Origin of the sequence: Avibacterium endocarditidis, assembly GCF_002921145.1 — a bacterium.
Classification (GTDB): Bacteria; Pseudomonadota; Gammaproteobacteria; order Enterobacterales; family Pasteurellaceae; genus Avibacterium; species Avibacterium endocarditidis.
Window position 1 is genome coordinate 1 of sequence record NZ_PQVI01000143.1, and the last position, 24,045, is coordinate 24,045.

Sequence of the window (24,045 nt, forward strand, 5' to 3'; positions counted from 1 at the left end):
CAACTGAGCTATTCCCGCTTTCGCTGCAACACATTCGCTGTCAGTGGCGTGCATTTTACTGACTTCTTGAACGCTGTCAATTAAAAATATAAAAAAATATTATTGATTGATGAAAAAAAATGCAAGGTGAGTAAGTGTGTTTTAAAACAAAGCAATTTATGGATAAATTTAGATCGTTTTTAATCTTTTTATCTCATCGCAAAACTAAATTTAAAATCTACTTTAAACAGGCGATCCTTTGTGCCAAAATGTGAAAATATGATTTATTTGAATCGCACACCTTTTTCTTTTGGGATTGTAGATAAAAGTGCGGTGAAATTTTTTTTTTTGCAATTTTTACGAGGAATAATATGACACAGCAATACAAAATCGAAACACTACTCGCGCAAGCAGGCAATCGCACAGATGAAAGAACAGGCGCAGTTTCCACGCCTATTTTCCTTCTACTGCCTATGGTCATCACGGTATTGGGGAAAGCACGGGATACGATTACACCCGCACGAAAAACCCAACACGCACTGTTTTAGAAGAAACCATTGCGAAATTAGAAGGCGGTGAACGTGGTTTTGCTTGCGCTTCTGGTATGGCGGCGATTCAGTTAATTATGCAATTATTCGCCGCGCCCGATGAATGGATTGTATCGAGCGATGTATATGGTGGAACTTATCGTTTATTGGATTTTGCGTATAAAAATACCCACGGAGTAAAACCCGTTTACGTGAACACCGCTTCATTAGAAGCGATCGAGCAAGCAATCACGCCAAATACCAAAGCGATTTTTGTGGAAACGCCGTCAAATCCATTAATGGAAGAATGTGATGTGCCAGCCATTGCAAAATTGGCGAAAAAGCACAATTTATTACTTATCGTAGATAATACATTCTTAACTCCGGTGCTATTCCGTCCTTTGGAATGTGGCGCGGATATTGTGATCCACAGCGGAACAAAATATATCGCAGGGCATAATGATGCCTTAGTGGGCTTGGTGGTAGCTAATGGGCAAGAACTTTGTGATCGTCTGTTTTATATTCAAAATGGTGCGGGCGCAGTGCTTTCGCCATTTGATAGCTTTTTGACCATTCGTGGAATGAAAACCTTGGCATTGCGTATGGAACGTCATCAGAAAAATGCGCAAGAACTCGCGAAATTCCTTGCTGAGCAGCCACAAGTGAAAGATGTGCTTTATCCGAATAAAGGGGGAATGCTCTCTTTCCGTTTGCAAGATGAATCTTGGGTTAATCCATTCTTGAAAGCGATTAAACTCATTACCTTTGCAGAAAGTCTTGGTGGCACAGAAAGTTTCATCACTTATCCTGCGACTCAAACCCATATGGATATTCCTGAGGCGGAGCGTATTGCACGTGGTGTGTGTAATTGTCTGCTACGTTTCTCGGTGGGCTTGGAAGATGTGGAAGATCTCAAAGCGGATCTGTTACAAGCTTTCGCCCAATTAAAATAACAAAGCAGGGAGAATAAAATGAGAGTCGCTGTTTATAGCACCAAAAGCTACGATCGCAAATATTTAGAATTAGTCAATGTGAAGTATGGATTTGAGCTGGAATTTTTTGATTTTATGCTCACGGAATCTACCGCCAAAATGGCAGAACATTGCGATGTGGTGTGCATTTTTGTGAATGACGATGGCAGCCGAAAAGTATTGGAAAAATTGGCCGCACTTGGAGTAAAAATGGTGGCCTTGCGCTGCGCTGGTTTTAATAATGTGGATCTCAAAGCCGCACAAGAATTAGGTATTCAAGTGGTTCGTGTACCAGCTTATTCGCCAGAAGCGGTGGCAGAACATACTGTAGGTTTAATGCTGACCCTAAATCGCCGTATTCACCGCGCTTATCAACGTACACGTGAAGCGAATTTTTCCCTTGAGGGATTGACCGGCTTCAATATGCACGGACGCACGGTTGGGGTGATTGGTACAGGGAAAATTGGCATTGCCGTAATACGTATTTTAAAAGGGTTTGGTATGCACATTTTGGCTTATGATCCCTTCAAAAACCCCGTTGCGGAGGAACTTGGTGCAGAATATGTGGAATTAAACGAATTATATGCCCGTTCGCAAGTGATTACGCTACATTGCCCCGCAACCCCTGAAAATTATCACCTGCTGAATCGTGAAGCCTTTGCGAAAATGCGAGATGGCGTGATGATTATTAACACCAGCCGTGGCACGTTGATCGATACACAGGCAGCGATTGATGCGTTAAAACAGCGTAAAATCGGGGCGTTAGGAATGGACGTGTATGAAAACGAGCGAGATCTTTTCTTTGAAGACAAATCAAATGAAGTAATTCAAGATGATGTTTTCCGCCGTTTATCTTCGTGCCATAACGTGTTGCTTACGGGACATCAAGCCTTCTTGACGGAGGAAGCGCTGACCAGTATTTCTAGCGTAACTTTAGAAAATATTTACAGCCTAAAAACAGGCAAACCTTGCCCAAATTTAGTGCTGCCATCTTAACTTTTAACAATTACATTGATTAGTGATGATAGCTTGAATTTATGCTATCATCGCCCCATATTAAGGAAAACGCCATAGCCTATGGCGAATTAGATAATAGAAAATAAGGAAAATAAAATGAGTGAAGTATTACATACCACTGACGCTACTTTCGACGCTGATGTTTTAAGATCAGATGTACCTGTATTATTAGATTTCTGGGCGCCTTGGTGTGGCCCTTGTCGTATAGTTGGCCCAATTCTTGATGAATTAGCGGCGGAATTAGGCGATAAAGTGAAAATCGTAAAAATCAACATTGACGAAAACCAAGCAACACCAGCTCAATTTGGCGTTCGCAGCATTCCAACTTTATTAATGTTTAAAGAAGGAAAAGCCGTTGCTTCGCAAGTAGGCGCATTGCCTAAAATCAATTAGCGGCATTTATTGCACAAAATAGTTAATCCACTAAAAATAACCCCATCAGATGATGGGGGTTGTTTTAATTTCAATTATGTAAATCTTGTATTATACCTCGCTTAACCTGGCGTTCTACAAAGTTACACCAGTGGATTGTCTAATTTAAACGCACTTCCAACCACTCCAAAAATTCATCAGCATTCATAAATCCTGTAATGCGGCGGAGTGAATTTCGTTACCTTGTTTATCAAAAAAGATGATGGTGGGTAGGCCTAACACATTCAGTTTTTCCATTAACGCTTTGTTTTCTGGGCTATTTTTTGTCATATTTACTTGTAACAATAAAATATCGTCAAAGGCCTGCTGAACATTGGCATTGGAAAAAGTATATTTTTCAAACTCTTTACAAGCCACGCACCAATCGGCATAAAGATCAAGCATTGCAAAAGTGCGGTCGTTTTTTTGCAAGATTTTTTGTAGTTCATCATAGCTGCTTACTTTTTGGAATGCGGTTTGATGCGCACGCGTTGTTTGCGCTAAATCAGGTTCATTCCAGAGCCAAGTTTGCAGTGGTTTCACCAAGATCATCGCTAAGATAAAAAATCCAATACGCAACACCCAGCCAATGCCCTGCCCTTTGATTTGCAAGCCTGCCCATAAGCAGAAAGACACGCCAAGTAGCGCCCATAAACGATTTTCCCAGATTTCAGGCAGAATACGAGAAAGCAGGAAAACCGGCAAAGCAAGCATTACAAAGCCGAAAATCACTTTCACTTTTTCTAACCATTCGCCTGATTTTGGCAAAATGCGGTTGCCGAAAACCGTGGCTAAAATCAGTGGCACGCCCATTCCCAACGCAAGTAAATAAAGGGTGATTGCGCCAGTAAATAGATCTCCGCTTTGCGCCACATAGAGCAATGCGCCCGATAGCGGTGCGGAAGTGCAAGGAGATGCAACAAGGCCGGCGATCATTCCCATCACAAAAACGCCGCCAAATGCACCGCTCTTTTGTTTTTGGCTTAACAAGGTGAGTTTGGTTTGTAATGATGAAGGCAGTTGTAAGGTGAACACACCGAACATTGATAAGGCGAGCAGAACGAAAATCACCGATAAACCGATAAGTACATAAGGACTTTGCAGCGCAATTTGGAACGGCAAGCCGATGGCGGCCACGGCTAAGCCGAGCAAGGTGTAAGTGAGCGCCATTCCTTGCACATAAGCAAGACTTAATCCCAACGCGCGCGCCGTGCTTGGACGTTGCCCTGTGCCAATCACCACAGCAGAAAGCAGCGGCAACATTGGCAATACACAAGGGGTAAACGCCAAGCCTAAGCCTAATAAGAAAAAGCCAAATACCGCATATTTGCTTTCAAACAGGCGTTGTGCCAAGGATTGTTGTTCGTTTAACGCTGGGAAAAGTGCGGTGTTTTTTTGCACTGTTTTTTCTGCTGAATTTATTGCAGAAGGCTGCCATTGCACGGTTTTGGTTTCAGGCGGATAACAAAATCCTTTCGTGCAACCTTGGTAGGTAACAGAAAAGGTTTGTGGCGTTGCTGATGAAATGGGCACATTTAAGCTGAGATGATCACGGTAAATTTCCGTTTCGCCAAAAAATTCATCTTGATATTTTTCTGCTGGCGGAAAAGGGAAATTTGCGACCTTTTGTTCCCCTTGTTCAAGCAAGATTTCTTTTTTGTAGAGATAATAATCTGGCGCAATTTGCCACGCCAATTGCAAACTTTCCGCCTGAGATTGCGCTGTAAATTGAAAGGCCTCGTCCGCTTTTAAAAATTGCGGTTTGCTGTCAAAAAGCCCTGCTTGCGCTACAAGTGCGGTGCAAAAATAGAGAAAAATAAAAAGGATCTTTTTCATTAAAAAGCCATAACTCGTTGAAAATAAAAGATAAGCCCAATGGCATAAAATAATGTTAGCTATTCTAGCACAATCAGGCAAGGCTGAATGTATGAAAAGTCTTGGATTCTTTACTTTTATCGTCTTCTGCCGTTCGTTTCTATCTTAGATCTCTCTTACTTATTTTTTAAAGAAAAATAAGAGTTGATAACCATTCCTATTTGATGTAGTATGCCAAACCTAGTTATTTCGCAATGAAAAATAAGGAGTTTGAAATGAAAAAAGGGATTCACCCTGAAAATTATCGCACGGTGCTTTTTTACGACAGCAATGCCAAACAAGGCTTTTTAATTCGTTCTTGCGCCAGAACCACTCAAACAATGAAGTGGGAAGATGGCAAAGAGTATCCTGTCTTTATGTGTGATACTTCATCTGCATCACACCCATTTTATACGGGAAAAACCAGACAAATTAATAACGAAGGCAGAGCAAGTAGCTTCCTAAACAGATACAGCAAATTCGGCTCGCTAAAATCAAAATAAGGAGACATAATGCAAGTACTTTCTTCATTAAAAACTGCCAAAACTCGTCATCCAAACTGCAAGGTGGTCCGTCGTCACGGCGTGGTGTACGTTATTTGTAAAGAAAATCCACGCTTTAAAGCCGCGTCAAGGGGGCAAAAAGAAAAAACGCTAAGATGTTATAAGATATATTTCCATATCGCTCTCTGAATTTTTCAGAGAGCGTTTTCTTTTTTATAAAATAAAGCAATAAAACCTATGATTTAGATCATAAAAGCACGCAGAATTCATTTATCCTACTTGTTACAATAATGTTGCAATTATACAATGGCAAACTTAGAATACCCTAGAATTGTTAGTTTTAACTCGCCAATCAATATTGGAAAGGAAGAGATGCGAATATGGTTACCGCAAAAATTTTAATCGTTGAAGATGAAACCATTACAAGAAACACGCTAAAAAGCATTTTTGAAGCAGAAGGATATGACGTATTTGAAGCCAATGATGGCGTACAAATGCACAAAATTCTTTCCAGTCAAGACATTAATCTTGTCATTATGGACATTAATTTACCTGGTAAAAATGGGCTAATGCTCGCACGAGAATTGCGCGAAACCACCAACACGGCATTAATGTTCTTAACTGGGCGTGATAATGAAGTAGATAAAATTTTAGGTTTAGAAATCGGTGCTGATGATTACATCACCAAGCCTTTTAATCCGAGAGAATTAACTATTCGTGCGAGAAATTTATTACAACGTACGATGGCTGAAAACACCAAGCAAAGTTCACAACCAGTGGAACAATATCGTTTCAACGGCTGGACGTTAGATCTCAACAGCCGCACCTTAATTAATCCAGAAGGTGAAGAATACAAACTCCCACGTAGCGAATTTCGTGCAATGTTACAATTCTGCGAAAACCCTGGAAAAATCCAATCTCGCGAAGAATTATTGAAAAAAATGACAGGGCGAGAACTAAAGCCACAAGATAGAACGGTGGACGTTACTATTCGTCGCATTCGTAAACATTTTGAAGATCACCCCGACACCCCAGAACTTATCTCAACTATTCACGGTGAAGGGTATCGGTTTTGTGGGGAAATAGAGGAGTAGGATTCCTCTATTTTTTAAGCGCGCCCCTAAAATTATAAGGCTATGATGTTATTATTTTAGATACGCGCGGTACACTAGATATTACCCTAGATATGTTGGTCTTTGCTACCGATTGTAATATGCCCAAATATCTTAAATCAGACGGATAAAGTACGGTAAGGTTATTGAATATTTTTTGTGAAATCATTTGACAAAATGAGGAAATTTATATTTAACGTCTATTGTGTGATGGCTAGGCCTTTGGGGATTGCATGAATAGATTGGCTGTAGGTGGTAGGCTCATCATTATTAAGGCATCCCCTTATATTTACTGATTGTAGTTATAAATATCCTAGATTAATTTGTTGAGCAACTTGCCTTTTAATTTCAGTCGAAAAATGATCACAGTGTAATTTTTGGCAAGGAAACTTGGGACTACAGAGAATTTACTATGCAGTAGAGCTTAAAGAGGAAGATTAAGCTGAGTTTTTTGATGATGTAGCACGGATTCAGAACAATTGTCTAATTCCTTATTATTGATAAATGAAGATGTTTTGACTGCGCAACTATTATTGCAAGTGCGTCAATATCGTCGTTAATATGGGAAACTAGTGACAATTAATATTACTTTCTATTTTGTTTTATCAATCCAGTTCAACTAACGAGCTGTCGTTCCACAGTTCTTCTAAATATTCCATCAGGCGTTCTTTCTCGTCTTTGTTTTTAATCCCTGTTACATCTACGCCAGCCGTACTGGAAAAACGGATACGAATATGAATATCATCAAATTTTTCTGCGATTTTTCGTGGCAATACTTCTTGGAGCTTAGCAATAACTTTTAATTGATATTCTTGGCGTTTTTTGTCGTTTTCTTTCATAAAACGAATGTCTAACTGTTTCATTATGTTCTCCTTATTTTCTTGATTATTTATTCTGTTCAGCAAAAATGAGAAAATTTGCACCGCACTTTTATTTTTAGGGTGTTAAGCGGCAAATCGCATTTGCTTTTTAGGTTTCATTTGATGAATGGTATTGGTGATGACCCCAATAATCGGCAACGCAGACCACTTTTCACATTTGATGCTTTGCATTTTTGCGTCTAGCGGCAGAAAGATAAATTCTTTACCGTCATAGGCAGCAAACTCATATACGCAGAATTGGTGATTTTGTTCCATTACGACTAAATCACCAATACTAAGATGATCGCTTTGTTCCACCACAAGCATATCGCCCATTTCAATTCCCCACGCCAACATATTTGGATTGGTTACCTGAACAAAGCAGGTTTTTTGTGGGCGTTTAATGCAATATAGGTTTAAATCAAGTTTTCGATTAAAGGTTGAGTTGAAAGACTCGCTATCCGTTAAAAATGGCATTGGCTGATAGGAAAATGGTGCTTGTTCGTTGAGGTAATTCATCATAATGCTCCGCTAATCATCAATTCACTGGTTGTTTATACAGTGAAGATAATACTGGTGTTTTATACAGTTCGTCAATACTGTATAAAAACTTTTTTTCACTTTTTTGTATGGCTAAGGCAAATCAAGGGAAGAAAGAAGAAAATAATGTGTTTTATCTAATTTAGAGGGAAATATTTCTATATTTATGCAAATAATGTGCGTTAATTTACGATTTTATATTTTCTTTAGCACAAAATTAGGCTATCTTTACACTCGCTATGGGGGATCTAATTTTAGATCTGAATATCAACAATCTTCTGAAGTCATTGATCTTCAGTTTTAAACACAACATTGTAAATAATTATGAACACATCTCGTTTATATTCTCTGTTTTTTCACGGAAGTTTAGTGAAAAGAATTTCTATTGGTTTAGTGCTAGGTTTGCTACTTGCGATCATTGCACCAAGCTTGCAATCTGTACTCGGTTTCAACCTTGCTGAAAAAGCGGGTTTTTTAGGGACTGTTTTTGTTCGCTCATTGCGTGCTGTTGCACCAATTCTTGTATTCTTATTGGTGATTTCAGCCATTGCGAATAAAAAAATTGGTACGCAAAGCAATATGAAAGCGGTGGTGGTTTTATATTTGTTAGGCACGTTCCTTGCAGCATTAACTGCGGTGTTATTTAGCTTTGCTTTTCCAACCGAAATCGCTCTACAAACGCAAGAAAATTCTTTATCGCCACCAAGTGAAGTTTCTCAAGTATTAGGCACATTAGTGTTAAATGTGGTGGATAACCCAATCAACGCGTTATTTAATGCCAACTTTATCGGTATCCTTTCTTGGGCAATCGGTTTAGGTGTTGTATTGCGCCACGCGTCAGATACCACTAAAAATGTGATGAATGATCTTTCTGAAGGGGTATCAAAAATCGTTCACTTCATCATTAGCTTTGCGCCAATCGGGGTGTTTGGTTTAGTGGCAGAAACCCTTGCGGATAAAGGCTTGGGCGCGTTACTTGATTATGTGCGTTTATTATGCGTATTAATCGGTGCGATGCTGTTTACTGCGTTCGTAGTAAACCCAATTTTAGTGTACTGGAAAACACGTCGTAACCCGTATCCATTAATTTGGACTTGTGTACGCGAAAGTGGTTTAACGGCGTTCTTCACGCGTAGCTCAGCAGCAAATATTCCTGTAAATATGGAATTAGCGAAACGCTTAAACTTAAATGAAGATACCTATTCTGTCTCTATTCCGTTAGGTGCAAGTATTAATATGGCGGGTGCGGCAATTACTATCACCGTATTAACCTTAGCCGCAGTGCATACGTTAGGCGTGGAAGTTTCATTCCCAACAGCATTATTATTAAGTGTGGTAGCGAGCGTATGTGCTTGTGGTGCTTCTGGAGTGGCTGGTGGTTCATTATTATTAATTCCATTAGCTTGTAGCTTATTCGGTATCTCAAATGACATTGCTGCGCAAGTAATGGGCGTAGGCTTTATCATCGGGGTGTTACAAGATTCTGCAGAAACCGCATTGAACTCATCAACTGACGTGGTGTTTACTGCAGCGGTGTGTATCTCTGAAGAAGAAGCGCAAAAAAGCTAAGCTTTACTCAAGATAAAAAGAAAAAGAGCGGATGAAAATTTCCGCTTTTTTTATAGGTAGCTAATATGATTAAGATCGAAAATGCAACATTCCAGCTTGCCCATCATCAACGCTCAAAAATTGATGAATTATCCATTCAACCCAATGCTTATTGGGGTGTGGTAGGTAGTAATGGCAGTGGAAAAACCGCGCTCGCCTTGGCGCTGGAAGGCAAATTGCCTTTACTGGAAGGCACAATGGAAAATCATTTCCAAACTATTTGTTCCCTTTCTTTTGAAAAACAACAGAAAATTGTTAGTGAAACCTTTAAAGATCGCAACAATGATGGCGTCAGCCCTGATGATTTCGGCAAAACGGCCAAGCAGACCATTTTGGCTGAACAGGGCAATCTAGCGTTATTTGAAGAATATATTTCTCTGTTAAAAATCACCGCACTTTTAGATCGCCCTTTTATCCAGCTATCCACGGGGGGAAAGCCGTAAAGTATTGCTGTGCCAAGCCTTAGTGCAACAACCTGATTTGCTGATTTTAGATGAGCCTTTTGAAGGGCTGGATCAGCAATCCGTCAAAGAATGGAAAGCATTGCTCGCGCAGTTACAACAAAAAATGGCGATTTTGCTGATCTTAAATCGTTTTGAAGATATTCCTGATGAGGCCAATCATCTCGCTCTGCTAGAACATCAAGAGGTTATTTTGCAAGGAGAGCGCCAAACTATTGAGCAACAAAGTCTTTATCAACAACTTCACTATGCAGAATCCGCCCAGCATATTCCTTTGCCTGAGCGTGCAGTCCCTGAGATAAAACTCGATGAAAATCAACCGCTCTTTGAATTAGAACAGGTTACCATTCAATATGGTGAGAAAAAAATTCTCGATAAACTTGATTGGCAAGTTAAGCGTGGCGAAAACTGGTGGATCAAAGGCCCAAATGGTGCAGGAAAATCTACCTTGCTTTCGGTGATTAGCGGTGATCACCCGCAATCTTACGCTAATAAAGTGCGTTTATTTGGCAATCAACGCGGTTCAGGCGAAACGATTTGGCAAATCAAACAAAAATTGGTTATGTCAGCAGCCAACTGCATATGGATTATCGTGTGAATTGCTCCGCGCGAGATGTGATCCTATCGGGCTTTTTGACAGCATTGGCGTTTATCAAAAAGTGCCAGATGCCTTACATATTAAAGCGATGGAATGGCTTGCCCGCTTGAATTTAACCGCGCAAGCTAATCAGCCGTTTAAATCCTTGTCTTGGGGGCAACAGCGTTTATTGCTGATCACTCGTGCAATGGTAAAACATCCGCCCGTGTTGATCTTAGATGAACCCTTGCAAGGGCTAGACGGCGTGAATCGTAAACTGGTTAAAGGCTTTATTGATCAACTGGTGATGAACAGCGAAACGCAATTACTTTTGTTTCCCACCAAGATCAAGACGCGCCAAGTTGTATCACCCATTTATTTGAATTTGTCAATGAAAATGGACATTATCGCTATGTACAAAAGCCTATTTAATTTGTTAGACTTCAATCAGTTATCCCCCATTTTAAGGAGAGAAAAATGGAATTGTTAGACGGTTTTCCTGTTGCTGTGGTCGTCTTTGTTATCTTTGTGATTGTTGTGCTGTTTTCCACTTTGAAAACCGTACCGCAAGGCTATCATTGGACGATTGAACGCTTTGGGCGCTACACTCGCACCCTCACCCCAGGGCTAAATTTTGTTGTGCCTTTTGTGGATCGCGTGGGGCGCAAAATCAATATGATGGAACAGGTGCTAGATATTCCTTCGCAAGAAGTGATCTCAAAAGATAATGCCAATGTATCCATTGATGCCGTGTGTTTCGTTCAAGTGATTGATGCACGCCGTGCCGCTTATGAAGTAAACCATTTAGAGCAGGCGATCATCAATTTAACGATGACCAATATTCGTACCGTGCTAGGCTCAATGGAATTGGACGAAATGCTTTCACAGCGTGATAATATCAACGGACGTTTGTTATCCATTGTGGACGAAGCCACCAACCCTTGGGGGATCAAGGTAACGCGTATTGAGATCCGCGATGTGCGTCCACCACACGAATTAATCGCCGCAATGAATGCACAAATGAAAGCGGAACGTAATAAACGAGCTGAAATTTTAGAAGCAGAAGGGATTCGCCAAGCGGAAATCTTGCGCGCAGAAGGGGAAAAACAATCCCGTATTCTTAAAGCGGAAGGGGAACGTGCGGAAGCCTTTTTACAAGCGGAAGCTCGTGAGCGTGCCGCCGAAGCAGAAGCCAAAGCCACCCAAATGGTGTCGGAAGCCATTGCAGGCGGAAACACCAAAGCCATTAATTACTTCATCGCACAAAAATATACTGAAGCGTTAAAAGAAATTGGTGGCGCAAATAATAGTAAAGTGGTGTTAATGCCACTTGAAGCAGGCAATTTAATTGGCTCAGTGGCAGGCATTGCCGAGCTATTAAAAGGTGAAAAGCAATAATTTGCCTATCAATATCAGGGGCATTGCCCCTTTAAATATAAACTAAGGGGATAAGTATGGAATGGCTCGCAACTTGGTCAGTGTGGCACTGGCTTATTTTAGGCTTTGGCTTATTAATTGCCGAAATTCTCATTCCGGGCGTATTTTTGCTCTGGTGGGGTTTTGGCGGCAATTATTATCGCAGGCGTAATGGCATTATTTGTCACCTTATCCTTAACCTTTTTAATGATTGGCTATGCCATTTTAGCCATTATTTAAGTTTTCTTGGTGGAAATACCAACACGGCAAAGATCTCCAAGATCAATCGCACACTTCATTAAACCAACGGGATCACGCAATGCTCGGCACAAAAGGTATCGTGCAAGAAATCAATGAAAACGGCATTGGGCGTGGTCATTTTGGCGACACCACTTGGCGAATTCAAGGCAAGCACCTGCATGTTGGCGATGCCATTGAAGTGTATAACGTGGAAGGGATCACCTTATTTGTTAAGAAAGTAGAATAGCACAATGAAACATTTAATTATTTTCGCCCACCCAAATGGGCAAGACAGCTTTAATCGCAGCATCTTAGACCGCACTTTGAACGCCAGCCGAGCGCTCAAAGTGGAAACCCAAGTGCGTGATTTGTATCAACTAAATTTTGATCCCGTCATTTCGTGGGCTGAATTACAAGGGGCAAATCAAGGCATTACTCCCGCAGAAATTCGCGAAGAACATCAGCTCATTCGTGAGGCAGATTTGATCACTCTCGTTTATCCCCTATGGTGGATGGGTTTTCCTGCAATTTTGAAAGGCTATTTAGATCGCGTGCTGAGCCACGGCTTTGCGTATAAAACAGAAGACGGACAATCTGTCGGCTTATTGCAAGGCAAAAAATGCAACAGTTTATCACCATTGGCAGTAATGTTGAGAAATATCAACAGCTTGGCATTGATAAATCCTTGCGTGATTGCTTGGTGGACGGCTTATTTAATTTTGTGGTATTACCGATATTCAGCATAAATTCTTTGGCGATATTCATATTATTGATGACAAGACGCGCCAGCAAATGCTTGATGACGCCGCGAAAATTACAACGCAAAATTTGACCGCACTTTTATCCGCAAAAGAAATCTCAAACAGTAAGGAAACCCCATAATGAGCAACGAAAACAGCCTGAACCATTTTTCTCTTATTAGCCGCTTATTCGGCAATCTGTTTTACCGCTCACCGCAAGATGCCACCTTGCAAAATGTCTTTGCTTGGTTACACCAACAACCGCTCAATGCCCTTTGGGCATTGGAAACCGATAAGCAAAGCGAGCAAGCGTTAGCCGCATTGCAAATGAAGATCGACTTAGCCTTGCTCGATCAAGAATACCAACGCTTATTTGGTGGCGAAAATCCCTTAGTGAAAACCGATCTTGCAACTTATGACATTGATCCCGCGGATTTTCTTGCCTTTCGTCAAGAGCGAGGAATGCCTGAGGTAGAACAAAGTGCGGTGGGTTTTCCTCTCATTTTTCTCACCGCCTCTTGGATTGAAGACAATCTTGATTCCACAGAGGCCCAAAAAACCTTATTCGCCGAGTTTCTTCTACCTTGTGCAAGCAAATTTTTATCCGCTGTGGAAACACAAGCCAATCTTCCTTTCTACCGCTCACTCGCCATTCTTTCCCGAGAAATCCTTTCTGCAATGGCTGATGAGTTGGAAGAAACCGTTCTTTAAGGTATAAAAACTTCTGAAAATCCCACCGCACTTTAATGGGTAATGTCTATGAAAAAGGGTGAAAACATTATTTCACCCTTTTATTTTCTAATCATACAAACTTGGATCACTTTCATTTGGACGGGTTTTGAAACGCCGGTGCAGCCACATATATTGTTCCACGCCTTGCAAGATTTCTTGTTCAACCACTTGATTCATTCGAGTGGCAATGTCAATTTCAGTATTGACATCAGAAAAATCTACGGGGGCGGATACTTTCACGGTGTAGCCTGAGCCGTCCGCGTTGCGTAATGGCGCAAAAGGAATCACTTTGCTATTTGGGGAAGATTTCAATAAATAATAACTGCCCGTTGTGGTGGAAGCATCTTTCACCGCGAAGAAAGGCACAAAAACAGCATTTTTCCGCCCGTAATCGTGATCGGGCGCATACCAAATAATTTCACCACGGCGTAATGCTTTGATCATATTGCGTAAATCTTTGCGATCAAGCATATCTTTGTTAGAGCGTAGTCGTCCCCAAGTTTGCAGCCAATCCATTAGTGGATTATCGTTTGGGCGATAAACCCCAATGCCGGGGGTGTAAAGCCCTAAAATTCTTGCCCCTAGCTCAAGGGTAAGAAAATGCACGCCCGTTAGAATCACGCCGTCTTTTTGGTAGGTTTTTAGGTATTCAATGCCTTCCACCTTCGACCATTTTTTGATCCGTTTATCCGACCAAAACCACGCCATTCCTGTTTCAATAATCGCCATTCCCGTGGCTTTCACATTAGCCTGCGCAATGTCATCAATTTTCTGTTCGCTATAATCAGGGAAACAAAGAGTAAGATTTCGCTTAGCGATTTTCATTCGCCGCTTGCCAACGCTTAACTTAGAAAATAGCCAGCCTAATCCATTCCCTATCTTTAACAAAAGGGGATAAGGCAAGAAAAGAATGAGCCGCCAAATGGCTAAACCAATCCAAAATCCCCAATATTTTGGGGCGAGAAATGCACGTTGAAATCTTGGAAGTGATGAATTTGCCATAACTAAAAGAAAGCTGTTCGTTAAAATTGGTTTAATCAAAGCGGTAGTTTAGCGGAAATTTTAGTAAATAGCATTTATCCTATGGTAAAATCTGCAAAAATTTGTCATTTAATGGAAAAGAATGAGGTCAAAATGGCGCAATATTCTACTCAATTTCAACAAGCGAAAGTGCTTGTTCTTGGCGATGTGATGTTAGATCGCTACTGGTTTGGTGCAACTAATCGCATCTCCCCTGAAGCCCCTGTGCCAGTGGTGCGTGTGCAAGAAAATGAAGAGCGCGCAGGTGGTGCGGCAAACGTGGCAATGAATATTGCTTCGCTCAATGTGCCAGTGCAATTACTCGGTTTAACAGGGCAAGATGAGGCAGGCTCGGCGCTTTCAACAATGTTAGAAAAGCAAAACATTGATTGCAATTTCGTGCAATTAGCCAGCCACCCAACCATCACCAAATTACGCGTACTTTCTCGTCATCAGCAATTATTACGCCTTGATTTTGAAGAAGATTTTCATAACGTAGAAAGCGATTCATTATTAGCAAAATTACAAAGTGCGGTGCAAAATTTCGGCGCTTTGATCCTTTCTGATTATGGCAAAGGCACACTTAATCAAGTACAAGCAATGATCCAAATTGCCCGCCAAGCCAACGTGCCAGTGCTAATTGATCCAAAAGGCACCGATTTTGAACGCTACCGCGGTGCAACTCTATTAACCCCAAATATGTCAGAATTTGAAGCGGTGGTAGGCAAATGCCATAGCGAAGATGACATTGTGGAAAAAGGCTTAAAATTAATCCGAGATATTGAATTAAGTGCCTTATTGGTTACTCGCTCAGAAAAAGGAATGACCCTACTCCGCCCAGATCAACCACCATTCCACCTGCCAACAGAAGCGAAAGAAGTGTTTGATGTAACCGGTGCTGGGGATACGGTGATCAGCGTGTTAGCAACGGCATTGGCAGATGGCCGCAGCTTTGAAGAATCCTGCTATTTAGCCAATGTTGCCGCAGGCATTGTGGTGGGTAAATTAGGGACTTCTACGGTGTCGAACGTAGAATTAGAAAACGCCATTCACGGACGCACAACCACTGGCTTTGGCGTGATGAACGAACAACAACTTAAAGAAGCGGTGGCGCAAGCCAAGCAGCGCGGTGAAAAAATCGTAATGACCAACGGCGTGTTTGATATTATTCACCCCGGCCACGTTTCTTATCTAGATAACGCCCGCAAGCTCGGCGATCGTTTAATTGTCGCAGTAAACAGCGATGCTTCCGTGAAACGCTTAAAAGGCGAAAGCCGCCCAATCAACCCACTGGAAGCCAGAATGGCTGTACTTGCAGGGCTTGCCGCAGTAGATTGGGTAGTGGAATTTAGCGAAGATACTCCGCAACGTTTAATCAGCGAAGTGTTGCCTGATCTGTTAGTCAAAGGCGGTGATTACAAACCAGAAGAAATCGCAGGCGGCAAAGAAGTTATCGCCAACGGCGGTGAGGTCAAAGTGCTAAACTTCGAAAACGGCTTTTCGAGCAGCAATGTGATTAATAAAATTCGTAGTTTGAAGTGATACAGCTAAATAGAATGAGAGATATAGGATAAAAGTTCTGCTTTTTAATTTTATATTCCTAGCGCTTTATAGGATATAAACTTGAATTTGTTTCTCTTTCTTTTAGTTTTAGTAATAGGGTCTAGTTAGTTGAGTTAAGGTCATTAAGGTACTCTAATAAATCCATTGAAAAAACAGAAAAAAGCTTATGATGAACTGGTGGAATATCCCACGATTCATTAAGAAGGAAAATAGTATGGCTTTAGGCTGGTATGAATTGAAAAAAGCAAGTGATGGTCAATTTATGTTTAACCTTTATGCGGCAAACTCGCAAATTATCTTGACCAGTGAATTATATAAAACCAAAGCGTCTGCGCTAAATGGCATTGAATCTGTGCAAAAAAATGGTAGCGATGAGGCGAATTTTGAGTTCCGCGTGGCGAAAAATGAGAAACCTTATTTCGTATTGAAAGCTAAAAATCATCAAGAAATCGGACGCAGCCAATATTATGCTTCTCAAGAAGGGGCAAAAATGGGGTGAAATCAGTAATGAACAACGCGCCAACAACGCAAATTAAAGATTTAACTGCCTAATTTAAAAGATAAAAGCGAGAGTTTCTCGCTTTTATTTTATCAAAATAATAGATCATTTCCTCCCTGAAATTTCCCCTTGAAAATTCCTTATAACCTTGTAGGATTTGAATATGTCATCAAGATAAAAGGAGCAAGAAAATGATAAAAAATGTTATCGGCCTTGGCGTGGCAGGCAATTTTGCAGGGCATTTGGAACAAGCGGGTGAGGCAAAGGATTTTGCCCAAGTGAAAACGGCAGAAACCCACCAGCCCAAAGCGATTTTCCTTTTATGTGCCTGCAGAAAACTTAGGTGACTATGACTTTTTGGCGGTCAATCCGTTAAGTGCCGAATATATTCGTTTTCCGCAAGCGGGAGCGGATAATTTACAGATTGAGCCTGAAATCGCTCTGTTGTGTGAAGTGCAATATTCTGGCGAAAAAAGTTACCGCACTTTTGCCTTACGCCTTTGCGGCTTATAACGATTGTTCGATCCGCCGTCCTAATGCCAATAAAATTTGTGAAAAGAAAAACTGGGGCGAGGAAACCAAGGGCTTGGCGGCGACAACAATTCCGCTTACGTCCTTTGACTTAGGCAGTGAAATTGATGATTATCGCATTGCTTGCTTTCATAAGCGTGATGGCGAAATGAATGCTTATGGCGTGGATAGCCCCGCTTTAGGATACAGCTATTTTCATCAAAAATTGCTTGATTGGATTGTGGGACAAATGAATAATCAGCCTGATTTCGGCCCGATGAATCATATCGCTGATTTGCTGAAAAAAGCCAATTATCCAACACAAGCGATCATTAGCATTGGTGCAACCCGTTATACTGAATTCGGCACGAGCCATTTTCTGCAACCTGACGATGTGAGCATTGTGGTGGTGTATAACGGCAAGAAATATTCACCGCAACAAATTGAGCAAATGGCAGCGCAAGAACGTTTTGCAGAAGATATTTCAGCCCTTGTACAAAAGGTGATTTAACGAAAGCGCAAAAGGTGATTTAACGATATTTGAAAAATAAGGGAAGCATAAACAGCCTTCCCCTTTTATTTTATCTTTCGGCTTTTACGCTTTTCGCCGTAGCGACACTTCGCCGCCATTAAATCGCACAAGGCCCTGTTCCGTTTCTAATAACAGGTAGCCTTCGCTGTCTATGCCACGCTCAATGCCGTGTTGGCTCGCATTTTCGCTGATTAAGCTCACGGGCTGATTAAGAAAAGCATCCCATTCCGCCCAGCGTGAATGAAAAAAATACCATTCCTTTTTGTTCAAAGAGATCGAGATAATGATAAAGTCGCTGCACTAGCGCGATGATGATTTCATCGCGATCAAAGTGCGGTAGAATTTCTCGTAATTCTGCCCAAGGTTGATTAATATTAGCCTGCTTCGGCAAGGCAAGGTTAATGCCAATGCCAATAATCAAATTCAGCAAGCCATTCTTACGATTAGCAATTTCCACCAGCACTCCCGCCAGCTTTCGCCCTTGCAATAACACATCATTCGGCCATTTTAACCCGATGCTTTGCGCGCCAAAGGCTTGCAAGGTTTCTGCAATGGCAATGCCGATAACTAAACTCAGCCCATTCAGCGAAATATGCGGTGGAAATGTCCAGTAGGAGCTAAGAATAATCTGCCCAGCAAAGGGCGAAAGCCAATCACGCCCTCGCCGCCCACGCCCTGCGTATTGATATTCTGCCAAGCAAAGCTGCCCTTTTTCTAGCTGCTCAATCTGTTCTAATAAAAATTGATTTGTGGAATGAATCACAGGTTTGACCAGCACGGGGTAAGGCGCAAGACGTAGCTCTATTTTCTCCGCCGAAAGCAAGGGCAATTCTGGCTTGAGCTGGATTTCATCACCGTTTAGTTCAAATTTTATGCCCTGTTCGCTTAGCGCCTGAATATGAGCATTGAGTTGCGTTTCATCACAATGTAAAAGTGCGGTCAAATTTTGGCGAGAATTTTTCTTGCCGTCTGCCAACAAGGTTAAAAGCTCAAACATTTCTTTTTCTTTCCTTTTATAAAATAGAAGTAGCGAATTTTTTTAAATACAAAAAATATTTGCGGTTTGCCATTCCCAAATCAGCATAAACTCTGTATAATCTCGCCGCAATATTTTTTACCCTTTTTTCATATTAACCTTAGGGATTTTCCCTTCTACAGAGAGAATATTGCTATGCTACGCGTATTAAAAGAAGCCCTCACGTTTGATGATGTCCTTCTCGTTCCAGCACATTCCACCGTGCTACCAAACACTGCCGATTTATCCACGCAATTAACCAAAACCATTCGTTTAAATATCCCAATGCTTTCTGCCGCAATGGATACCGTTACCGAAGCGAAACTTGCCATCTCCCTTGCGCAAGAAGGCGGTATTGGTTTCATTCATAAAAATATGAGCATTGAACGCCAAGCGGATCGCGTGCGTAAAGTGAAAAAATTTGAAAGCGGCATTGTTTCCGATCCTATCACAGTTACCCCAGATTTAACCATTGGCGAATTAGCGGAAATCGTGAAGAAAAATGGTTTTGCAAGCTTCCCTGTGGTGAGCAGCCAAGGCGCGTTAGAAGGCATTATCACAGGGCGCGATACGCGTTTTGTGAAAGATATGAATAAAACCGTTGCGGATCTGATGACGCCCAAAGATCGCTTAGTTACCGTAAAAGAAGGCGCATCTAGCCAAGAAATTTTCAGCCTAATGCACGCACACCGTGTAGAAAAAGTGCTAGTAGTGAATGATGATTTCAAATTAAAAGGAATGATCACCTTAAAAGACTTCCAAAAAACCGAACAAAAACCTAACGCTTGTAAAGATGAATTCGGTCGTTTACGCGTGGGCGCGGCAGTAGGTGCTGGCACAGGTAATGAAGAACGTATCGAAGCCCTTGTGCAAGCTGGCGTGGACGTGTTGTTAATTGACTCTTCCCACGGACATTCCGAAGGCGTGTTGCAACGTGTGCGTGAAACTCGCGCGAAATATCCTGATTTGCCAATTATTGCAGGCAATGTGGCGACAGCAGAAGGCGCGATTGCCCTTGCTGATGCTGGTGCAAGTGCGGTGAAAATTGGTATCGGCCCTGGCTCAATTTGTACCACGCGTATTGTAACAGGCGTAGGTGTACCGCAAATCACTGCTATCGCCGATGCGGCCGAAGCCTTAAAAGATCGCGGCATTCCTGTTATTGCTGACGGCGGTATCCGTTATTCCGGCGACATTGCCAAAGCTATTGCCGCTGGCGCAAGTTGCGTAATGGTGGGTTCAATGTTCGCAGGCACAGAAGAAGCACCGGGGGAAATCGAATTATTCCAAGGACGTGCCTTTAAATCTTACCGTGGAATGGGATCCTTAGGCGCAATGAGCAAAGGCTCGTCCGACCGCTATTTCCAAAGCGATAACGCCGCCGATAAACTGGTGCCAGAAGGCATTGAGGGACGCATTCCATATAAAGGCTATTTAAAAGAAATTATCCACCAACAAATGGGCGGTTTACGTTCTTGTATGGGCTTAACAGGCTGCGCGACCATTGAAGATCTGCGCACTAAAGCGCAATTCGTACGCATCAGCGGTGCTGGCATCAAAGAAAGCCACGTCCACGATGTTACCATTACCAAAGAAGCGCCGAATTATAGAATGGGTTAATGATATGAAAAATCTAAAAGTAGATAACAAATTTACTAACGAAGAATTATGCCATATTTTTAAATGTGCTCCACAAGGTGGAATGAGAAAGTCAAATACAACTAATACTCTTGTATTAATTACAAAAACATATGGCAAGGAGATCTATAGAGATAGATGGGAAAATGATATTTTCTATTATACTGGAATGGGGTTAGAAGGAGATCAAGAACTTAATAGACAAAAATAAAACCCTTGCTGAATCAAAAGAGAATGGAGTTGAAGTACATTTATTTGAGAATGAAGCACCTAATACTTATATTTACAAGGGGATTGTTGAGTTGAGTGGCAGTATTGTTAAAAACCGTCAACCCGATAAAAATTCAAATTTAAGAAATGCTTACATATTTCCTTTAAAAGTAAAAAAATAGCGATATAAAAATGAACAACATCCACAATCACAAAATTTTAATCTTAGACTTTGGTTCGCAATATACCCAGCTTATCGCCCGTCGTGTGCGGGAAATTGGGGTGTATTGTGAGCTGTGGGCTTGGGACGTAACAGAGGAACAAATTCGTGAATTTAACCCAACAGGGATTATTCTTTCTGGTGGGCCGGAAAGCACCACGGAAGAAAACAGCCCGCGCGCGCCTGAATATGTGTTTAACGCTGGCGTGCCAGTGCTAGGAATTTGTTACGGAATGCAGACAATGGCAATGCAGTTAGGCGGTTTAACGGAAACTTCTGACCATCGTGAATTTGGTTATGCTTCCGTTTCTTTACAAAATCCAACCGCACTTTTCGCTAGTTTAGATGACGGCGAACACAAACTCGATGTTTGGATGAGCCACGGCGATAAAGTAACTCAATTACCACCGCACTTTCAAATCACAGGAACAACGCCAACTTGCCCGATTGCAGCGATGTCTGATGAGAGCCATCATTTCTACGGCGTACAATTCCACCCAGAAGTTACCCACACCAAAAGTGGCTTAGCCCTTTTAACCAATTTTGTGGTGAGCATTTGTGGTTGTGAACGCAACTGGACACCAGAAAATATCATTGAAGATGCCGTGGCTCGCATTAAAGCGCAAGTGGGCGATGACGAAGTGATTTTAGGTTTATCAGGCGGCGTGGACTCTTCCGTTACTGCTTTATTATTACATCGAGCTATCGGCAAAAACCTACACTGCGTTTTTGTGGACAACGGCTTATTACGCTTAAACGAAGCCGATCAAGTGATGGAAATGTTTGGCGATAAATTCGGCTTAAACATCATTCGAGTGGACGCCGAAGATCGTTTCTTAAACGCCTTAAAAGGCATTTCAGATCCAGAAGCAAAACGCAAAATGATCGGTAAAGTGTTCGTTGATGTGTTTGATGACGAATCGAAAAAACTCAGTAGCGTCAAATGGTTAGCACAAGGCACAATTTATCCTGATGTGATCGAATCTGCGGCGAGCAAAACGGGCAAAGCGCACGTGATCAAATCTCACCACAACGTGGGCGGATTGCCAGATTATATGAAACTGGGTTTGGTAGAGCCATTACGCGAATTGTTTAAAGATGAAGTGCGTAAAATCGGCTTAGCCCTCGGGCTTCCAGCAGAAATGCTCAACCGCCACCCATTCCCCGGCCCTGGCTTAGGCGTGCGTGTTCTCGGTGAAATCAAAAAAGAATACTGCGACTTACTCCGCCGTGCCGATGCTATCTTTATTGAAGAGCTTTATAATTCAGGTTGGTATTACAAAGTTAGCCAAGCCTTCACCGTGTTCCTACCAGTAAAATCCGTAGGCGTAATGGGCGATGGCCGCAAATACGACTGGGTTGTTTCCCTGCGTGCCGTAGAAACCATTGATTTTATGACTGCACATTGGGCACACCTGCCTTATGACCTACTCGGCAAAATCTCCAACCGCATCATCAACGAAGTAGACGGCATCTCCCGCGTAGTTTATGACGTCAGCGGAAAACCACCTGCGACGATTGAGTGGGAGTAGGGGAGACACTGCTCAAAAGTATGCAAGGAAGACGTATACATGAGGTGGCTTGCGATATATTTAAATTTGCAATTGACAGCTACCTACAATTTTATATTGCATATAACAAAGTTTTTCATTAATGAAGAATTTTGATTTCAAAGAAAAATGCGAAATCCCCATTTCGCCTTTTTTAATGCAATTATTTCGCAATCCGTTTGTATTTAATACGATGGGGTTGCACAGCATCAGCGCCGAAGGTTTTCTTCTTCCATTCTTCATAGTCTGAGAAGTTACCTTCATAGAAGGTGACTTTGCCTTCATCGCCGTAATCCAAAATATGGGTCGCGATACGGTCTAAGAACCAGCGGTCGTGGGAAATTACCATCGCACAGCCAGGGAATTCTAAGATCGCATTTTCTAAGGCGCGCAAGGTTTCCACGTCAAGATCGTTGGTCGGTTCGTCTAATAACAGCACGTTACCGCCTGCTTGCAATAACTTGGCTAAATGCAAGCGTCCACGTTCCCCACCTGAAAGCTCACCCACGCGTTTTTGTTGATCTACACCTTTGAAGTTGAAGCGTCCGACATAAGCACGGCTTGGGATTTCAAAGTTGCCAATACGCAAAATATCTTGCCCGTGTGAAACTTCTTCCCATACGGTTTTGCTGTCGTCCATTTCATCACGGAACTGATCCACGGAAGAAAGCACCACAGTATCACCAAGGGTGATGCTACCGTTATCTGGCTGCTCTTGCCCTGAAAGCATACGGAAAAGGGTAGATTTTCCTGCGCCGTTCGCGCCGATGATGCCCACAATCGCGCCTTTTGGAATGCTGAAAGATAAATCATCAATCAAAGTGCGATCGCCATAGGATTTACTCAAATTGCTCACTTCGATCACTTTATCCCCTAAGCGTGGGCCAGGTGGAATAAATAACTCATTGGTTTCATTACGTTTTTGGTATTCACCGCTGTTTAACTCTTCAAAGCGAGCCATACGCGCCTTGCTCTTCGCTTGACGGCCTTTTGGATTTTGGCGAACCCATTCTAATTCTTTTTCAATGGATTTTTGGCGAGCTGATTCAGCTGCGGCTTCTTGAGCTAAGCGTTTTTCTTTTTGTTCTAACCAAGAAGAATAGTTGCCCTCCCAAGGAATGCCTTCACCACGGTCAAGCTCTAAGATCCAGCCAGCTACATTATCTAGGAAGTAACGGTCGTGGGTAATGGCAACTACTGTGCCTTCATAATCGTGTAAGAAACGCTCTAACCAAGCTACGGATTCGGCATCTAAGTGGTTGGTTGGCTCATCTAATAAGAGCATATCTGGTTTTTCGAGCAATAAGCGGCAAAGTGCCACACGGCGGCGTTCGCCCCCTGAAAGATGCTCGATTTTGGCGTCCCAATCAGGCAGACGCAAGGCATCAGCAGCACGTTCAAGTTGGTTTTCAAGATTATGTCCATCGTGCGCTTGGATAATGGCTTCTAACTTGGCTTGCTCGGCGGCAAGTTTATCAAAATCCGCATCAGGATCGGCATAAAGCCCATAGACTTCATCTAAACGATTTAACGCGGTTTTCACTTCCGCCACGGCTTCTTCTACCGCTTCACGCACGGTTTGTTGCGGATCAAGTTTTGGTTCTTGTGGAAGATAACCGATTTTGATCCCCGGCGTGTGGACGGGCGTTCGTCCCTCCAAATTACTTTATTCCACGCCAGCCACTAATGCGCAGCAGGGTAGGATTTCCCCGTCCACCATTTAACCCCTACGCACACCAA

13 protein-coding genes and 11 pseudogenes are annotated in these 24,045 nt (G+C 42.1%); 18 read left to right on the forward strand and 6 right to left on the reverse strand.

Features of this window, described 5'->3' with window-relative positions; genetic code table 11:
• Window positions 1–350 precede the first annotated feature (350 nt).
• From C3Z13_RS10485 to trxA, 3 genes and pseudogenes are all read left to right on the forward strand, one after another.
• Window positions 351–1,459, forward strand: a pseudogene (locus tag C3Z13_RS10485) (methionine biosynthesis PLP-dependent protein).
• An 18-nt stretch (window positions 1,460–1,477) separates the two neighbouring features.
• Window positions 1,478–2,473 (forward strand): 2-hydroxyacid dehydrogenase, encoded by a 996-nt coding sequence (locus C3Z13_RS10490; RefSeq protein WP_103855881.1) that lies wholly within the window; start codon window positions 1,478–1,480, stop codon window positions 2,471–2,473.
• 117 nt (window positions 2,474–2,590) lie between these two features.
• Window positions 2,591–2,913, forward strand: a pseudogene (gene trxA / locus C3Z13_RS10495) (thioredoxin).
• Between the two features lie 113 nt (window positions 2,914–3,026).
• Here trxA and C3Z13_RS10500 read toward each other — a convergent pair.
• Window positions 3,027–4,741 (reverse strand): annotated as a pseudogene (locus C3Z13_RS10500) (protein-disulfide reductase DsbD).
• A gap of 254 nt (window positions 4,742–4,995) precedes the next feature.
• Here C3Z13_RS10500 and C3Z13_RS10505 point away from each other — a divergent pair.
• The 3 genes and pseudogenes from C3Z13_RS10505 to arcA all read left to right on the forward strand — a co-directional run bounded on the left by C3Z13_RS10505 (window position 4,996) and on the right by arcA (window position 6,356).
• Window positions 4,996–5,262: a type B 50S ribosomal protein L31 gene (locus C3Z13_RS10505; protein WP_103852717.1), complete on the forward strand. Its 267-nt coding sequence runs from the start codon at window positions 4,996–4,998 to the stop codon at window positions 5,260–5,262.
• A 9-nt stretch (window positions 5,263–5,271) separates the two neighbouring features.
• Window positions 5,272–5,394 (forward strand): annotated as a pseudogene (ykgO, locus tag C3Z13_RS10510) (type B 50S ribosomal protein L36); the annotation flags it as partial.
• A gap of 248 nt (window positions 5,395–5,642) precedes the next feature.
• On the forward strand, window positions 5,643–6,356 hold the full coding sequence (arcA, locus tag C3Z13_RS10515) for a two-component system response regulator ArcA (protein WP_103852715.1): 714 nt from the start codon (window positions 5,643–5,645) through the stop codon (window positions 6,354–6,356).
• Window positions 6,357–6,979: 623 nt separating this feature from the next.
• Here arcA and C3Z13_RS10525 read toward each other — a convergent pair.
• Both C3Z13_RS10525 and C3Z13_RS10530 read right to left on the reverse strand, forming a co-directional pair.
• Window positions 6,980–7,237: a DinI-like family protein gene (locus C3Z13_RS10525; RefSeq protein WP_103855883.1), complete on the reverse strand. Its 258-nt coding sequence runs from the start codon at window positions 7,235–7,237 to the stop codon at window positions 6,980–6,982.
• A gap of 81 nt (window positions 7,238–7,318) precedes the next feature.
• The gene (locus tag C3Z13_RS10530; protein WP_415777638.1) at window positions 7,319–7,753 is read right to left on the reverse strand and encodes a LexA family protein; all 435 of its coding nucleotides are present in this window, start codon (window positions 7,751–7,753) and stop codon (window positions 7,319–7,321) included.
• Window positions 7,754–8,098: 345 nt separating this feature from the next.
• Here C3Z13_RS10530 and sstT point away from each other — a divergent pair, with 345 nt between their 5' ends.
• The 6 genes and pseudogenes from sstT (at window position 8,099) to C3Z13_RS10560 (ending at window position 13,527) form a co-directional block, all read left to right on the forward strand.
• Window positions 8,099–9,343, forward strand: coding sequence for a serine/threonine transporter SstT (gene sstT, locus C3Z13_RS10535; RefSeq protein ID WP_103855885.1), 1,245 nt, complete (start codon window positions 8,099–8,101; stop codon window positions 9,341–9,343).
• A gap of 65 nt (window positions 9,344–9,408) precedes the next feature.
• Window positions 9,409–10,852: pseudogene (modF, locus tag C3Z13_RS10540) on the forward strand (molybdate ABC transporter ATP-binding protein ModF).
• Between the two features lie 45 nt (window positions 10,853–10,897).
• Entirely contained in the window at window positions 10,898–11,818 is a 921-nt protein-coding gene (locus tag C3Z13_RS10545; protein WP_103852710.1) for an SPFH domain-containing protein, read from the forward strand.
• Window positions 11,819–11,874: 56 nt separating this feature from the next.
• Window positions 11,875–12,323 (forward strand): annotated as a pseudogene (locus tag C3Z13_RS10550) (NfeD family protein).
• A gap of 4 nt (window positions 12,324–12,327) precedes the next feature.
• Window positions 12,328–12,958, forward strand: a pseudogene (locus C3Z13_RS10555) (NAD(P)H-dependent oxidoreductase).
• Window positions 12,958–13,527: a TorD/DmsD family molecular chaperone gene (locus C3Z13_RS10560; protein WP_103855886.1), complete on the forward strand. Its 570-nt coding sequence runs from the start codon at window positions 12,958–12,960 to the stop codon at window positions 13,525–13,527. The pseudogene C3Z13_RS10555 and the gene C3Z13_RS10560 overlap by 1 nt, the downstream one beginning before the upstream one ends.
• Window positions 13,528–13,614: 87 nt before the next feature.
• Here the strand turns inward: C3Z13_RS10560 and C3Z13_RS10565 are convergent, their stop codons facing one another.
• Complete coding sequence (locus tag C3Z13_RS10565; RefSeq protein WP_103855889.1) at window positions 13,615–14,550, reverse strand: Kdo(2)-lipid IV(A) acyltransferase; 936 nt, start codon at window positions 14,548–14,550, stop codon at window positions 13,615–13,617.
• A gap of 132 nt (window positions 14,551–14,682) precedes the next feature.
• On the opposite strand from C3Z13_RS10565, the gene hldE reads away from it, so the two are divergent.
• The 3 genes and pseudogenes from hldE to C3Z13_RS10580 all read left to right on the forward strand — a co-directional run bounded on the left by hldE (window position 14,683) and on the right by C3Z13_RS10580 (window position 17,651).
• Window positions 14,683–16,110: a bifunctional D-glycero-beta-D-manno-heptose-7-phosphate kinase/D-glycero-beta-D-manno-heptose 1-phosphate adenylyltransferase HldE gene (hldE, locus tag C3Z13_RS10570; protein ID WP_103855890.1), complete on the forward strand. Its 1,428-nt coding sequence runs from the start codon at window positions 14,683–14,685 to the stop codon at window positions 16,108–16,110.
• Window positions 16,111–16,345: 235 nt separating this feature from the next.
• Window positions 16,346–16,683, forward strand: a pseudogene (locus tag C3Z13_RS10575) (YegP family protein).
• A 138-nt stretch (window positions 16,684–16,821) separates the two neighbouring features.
• Window positions 16,822–17,651: pseudogene (locus tag C3Z13_RS10580) on the forward strand (DUF5718 family protein).
• An 84-nt stretch (window positions 17,652–17,735) separates the two neighbouring features.
• Here the strand turns inward: C3Z13_RS10580 and birA are convergent.
• Window positions 17,736–18,669: pseudogene (gene birA, locus C3Z13_RS10585) on the reverse strand (bifunctional biotin--[acetyl-CoA-carboxylase] ligase/biotin operon repressor BirA).
• 174 nt (window positions 18,670–18,843) lie between these two features.
• On the opposite strand from birA, the gene guaB reads away from it, so the two are divergent.
• From guaB to guaA, 3 genes are all read left to right on the forward strand, one after another.
• Window positions 18,844–20,307 (forward strand): IMP dehydrogenase, encoded by a 1,464-nt coding sequence (gene guaB, locus C3Z13_RS10590; RefSeq protein ID WP_103855887.1) that lies wholly within the window; start codon window positions 18,844–18,846, stop codon window positions 20,305–20,307.
• A 4-nt stretch (window positions 20,308–20,311) separates the two neighbouring features.
• Window positions 20,312–20,536, forward strand: coding sequence for a hypothetical protein (locus tag C3Z13_RS11960; protein ID WP_219827915.1), 225 nt, complete (start codon window positions 20,312–20,314; stop codon window positions 20,534–20,536).
• A gap of 191 nt (window positions 20,537–20,727) precedes the next feature.
• Entirely contained in the window at window positions 20,728–22,287 is a 1,560-nt protein-coding gene (gene guaA, locus C3Z13_RS10600; RefSeq protein ID WP_103855888.1) for a glutamine-hydrolyzing GMP synthase, read from the forward strand.
• A 181-nt stretch (window positions 22,288–22,468) separates the two neighbouring features.
• Here the strand turns inward: guaA and ettA are convergent.
• Window positions 22,469–24,032, reverse strand: a pseudogene (gene ettA, locus C3Z13_RS10605) (energy-dependent translational throttle protein EttA); the annotation flags it as partial.
• Window positions 24,033–24,045: the final 13 nt, after the last annotated feature.

Bases quoted from the DNA above. Each gene is read 5' to 3' on its own strand.
- C3Z13_RS10545 (WP_103852710.1), top strand. From the start codon at position 10,898: ATGGAATTGTTAGACGGTTTTCCTGTTGCTGTGGTCGTCTTTGTTATC.
- sstT (WP_103855885.1), top strand. From the start codon at position 8,099: ATGAACACATCTCGTTTATATTCTCTGTTTTTTCACGGAAGTTTAGTG.
- guaB (WP_103855887.1), top strand. From the start codon at position 18,844: ATGCTACGCGTATTAAAAGAAGCCCTCACGTTTGATGATGTCCTTCTC.
- C3Z13_RS11960 (WP_219827915.1), top strand. From the start codon at position 20,312: ATGAAAAATCTAAAAGTAGATAACAAATTTACTAACGAAGAATTATGC.
- hldE (WP_103855890.1), top strand. From the start codon at position 14,683: ATGGCGCAATATTCTACTCAATTTCAACAAGCGAAAGTGCTTGTTCTT.
- C3Z13_RS10565 (WP_103855889.1), bottom strand. From the start codon at position 14,550: ATGGCAAATTCATCACTTCCAAGATTTCAACGTGCATTTCTCGCCCCA.
- C3Z13_RS10530 (WP_415777638.1), bottom strand. From the start codon at position 7,753: ATGAATTACCTCAACGAACAAGCACCATTTTCCTATCAGCCAATGCCA.
- C3Z13_RS10505 (WP_103852717.1), top strand. From the start codon at position 4,996: ATGAAAAAAGGGATTCACCCTGAAAATTATCGCACGGTGCTTTTTTAC.
- arcA (WP_103852715.1), top strand. From the start codon at position 5,643: ATGGTTACCGCAAAAATTTTAATCGTTGAAGATGAAACCATTACAAGA.
- C3Z13_RS10490 (WP_103855881.1), top strand. From the start codon at position 1,478: ATGAGAGTCGCTGTTTATAGCACCAAAAGCTACGATCGCAAATATTTA.
- C3Z13_RS10560 (WP_103855886.1), top strand. From the start codon at position 12,958: ATGAGCAACGAAAACAGCCTGAACCATTTTTCTCTTATTAGCCGCTTA.
- guaA (WP_103855888.1), top strand. From the start codon at position 20,728: ATGAACAACATCCACAATCACAAAATTTTAATCTTAGACTTTGGTTCG.
- C3Z13_RS10525 (WP_103855883.1), bottom strand. From the start codon at position 7,237: ATGAAACAGTTAGACATTCGTTTTATGAAAGAAAACGACAAAAAACGC.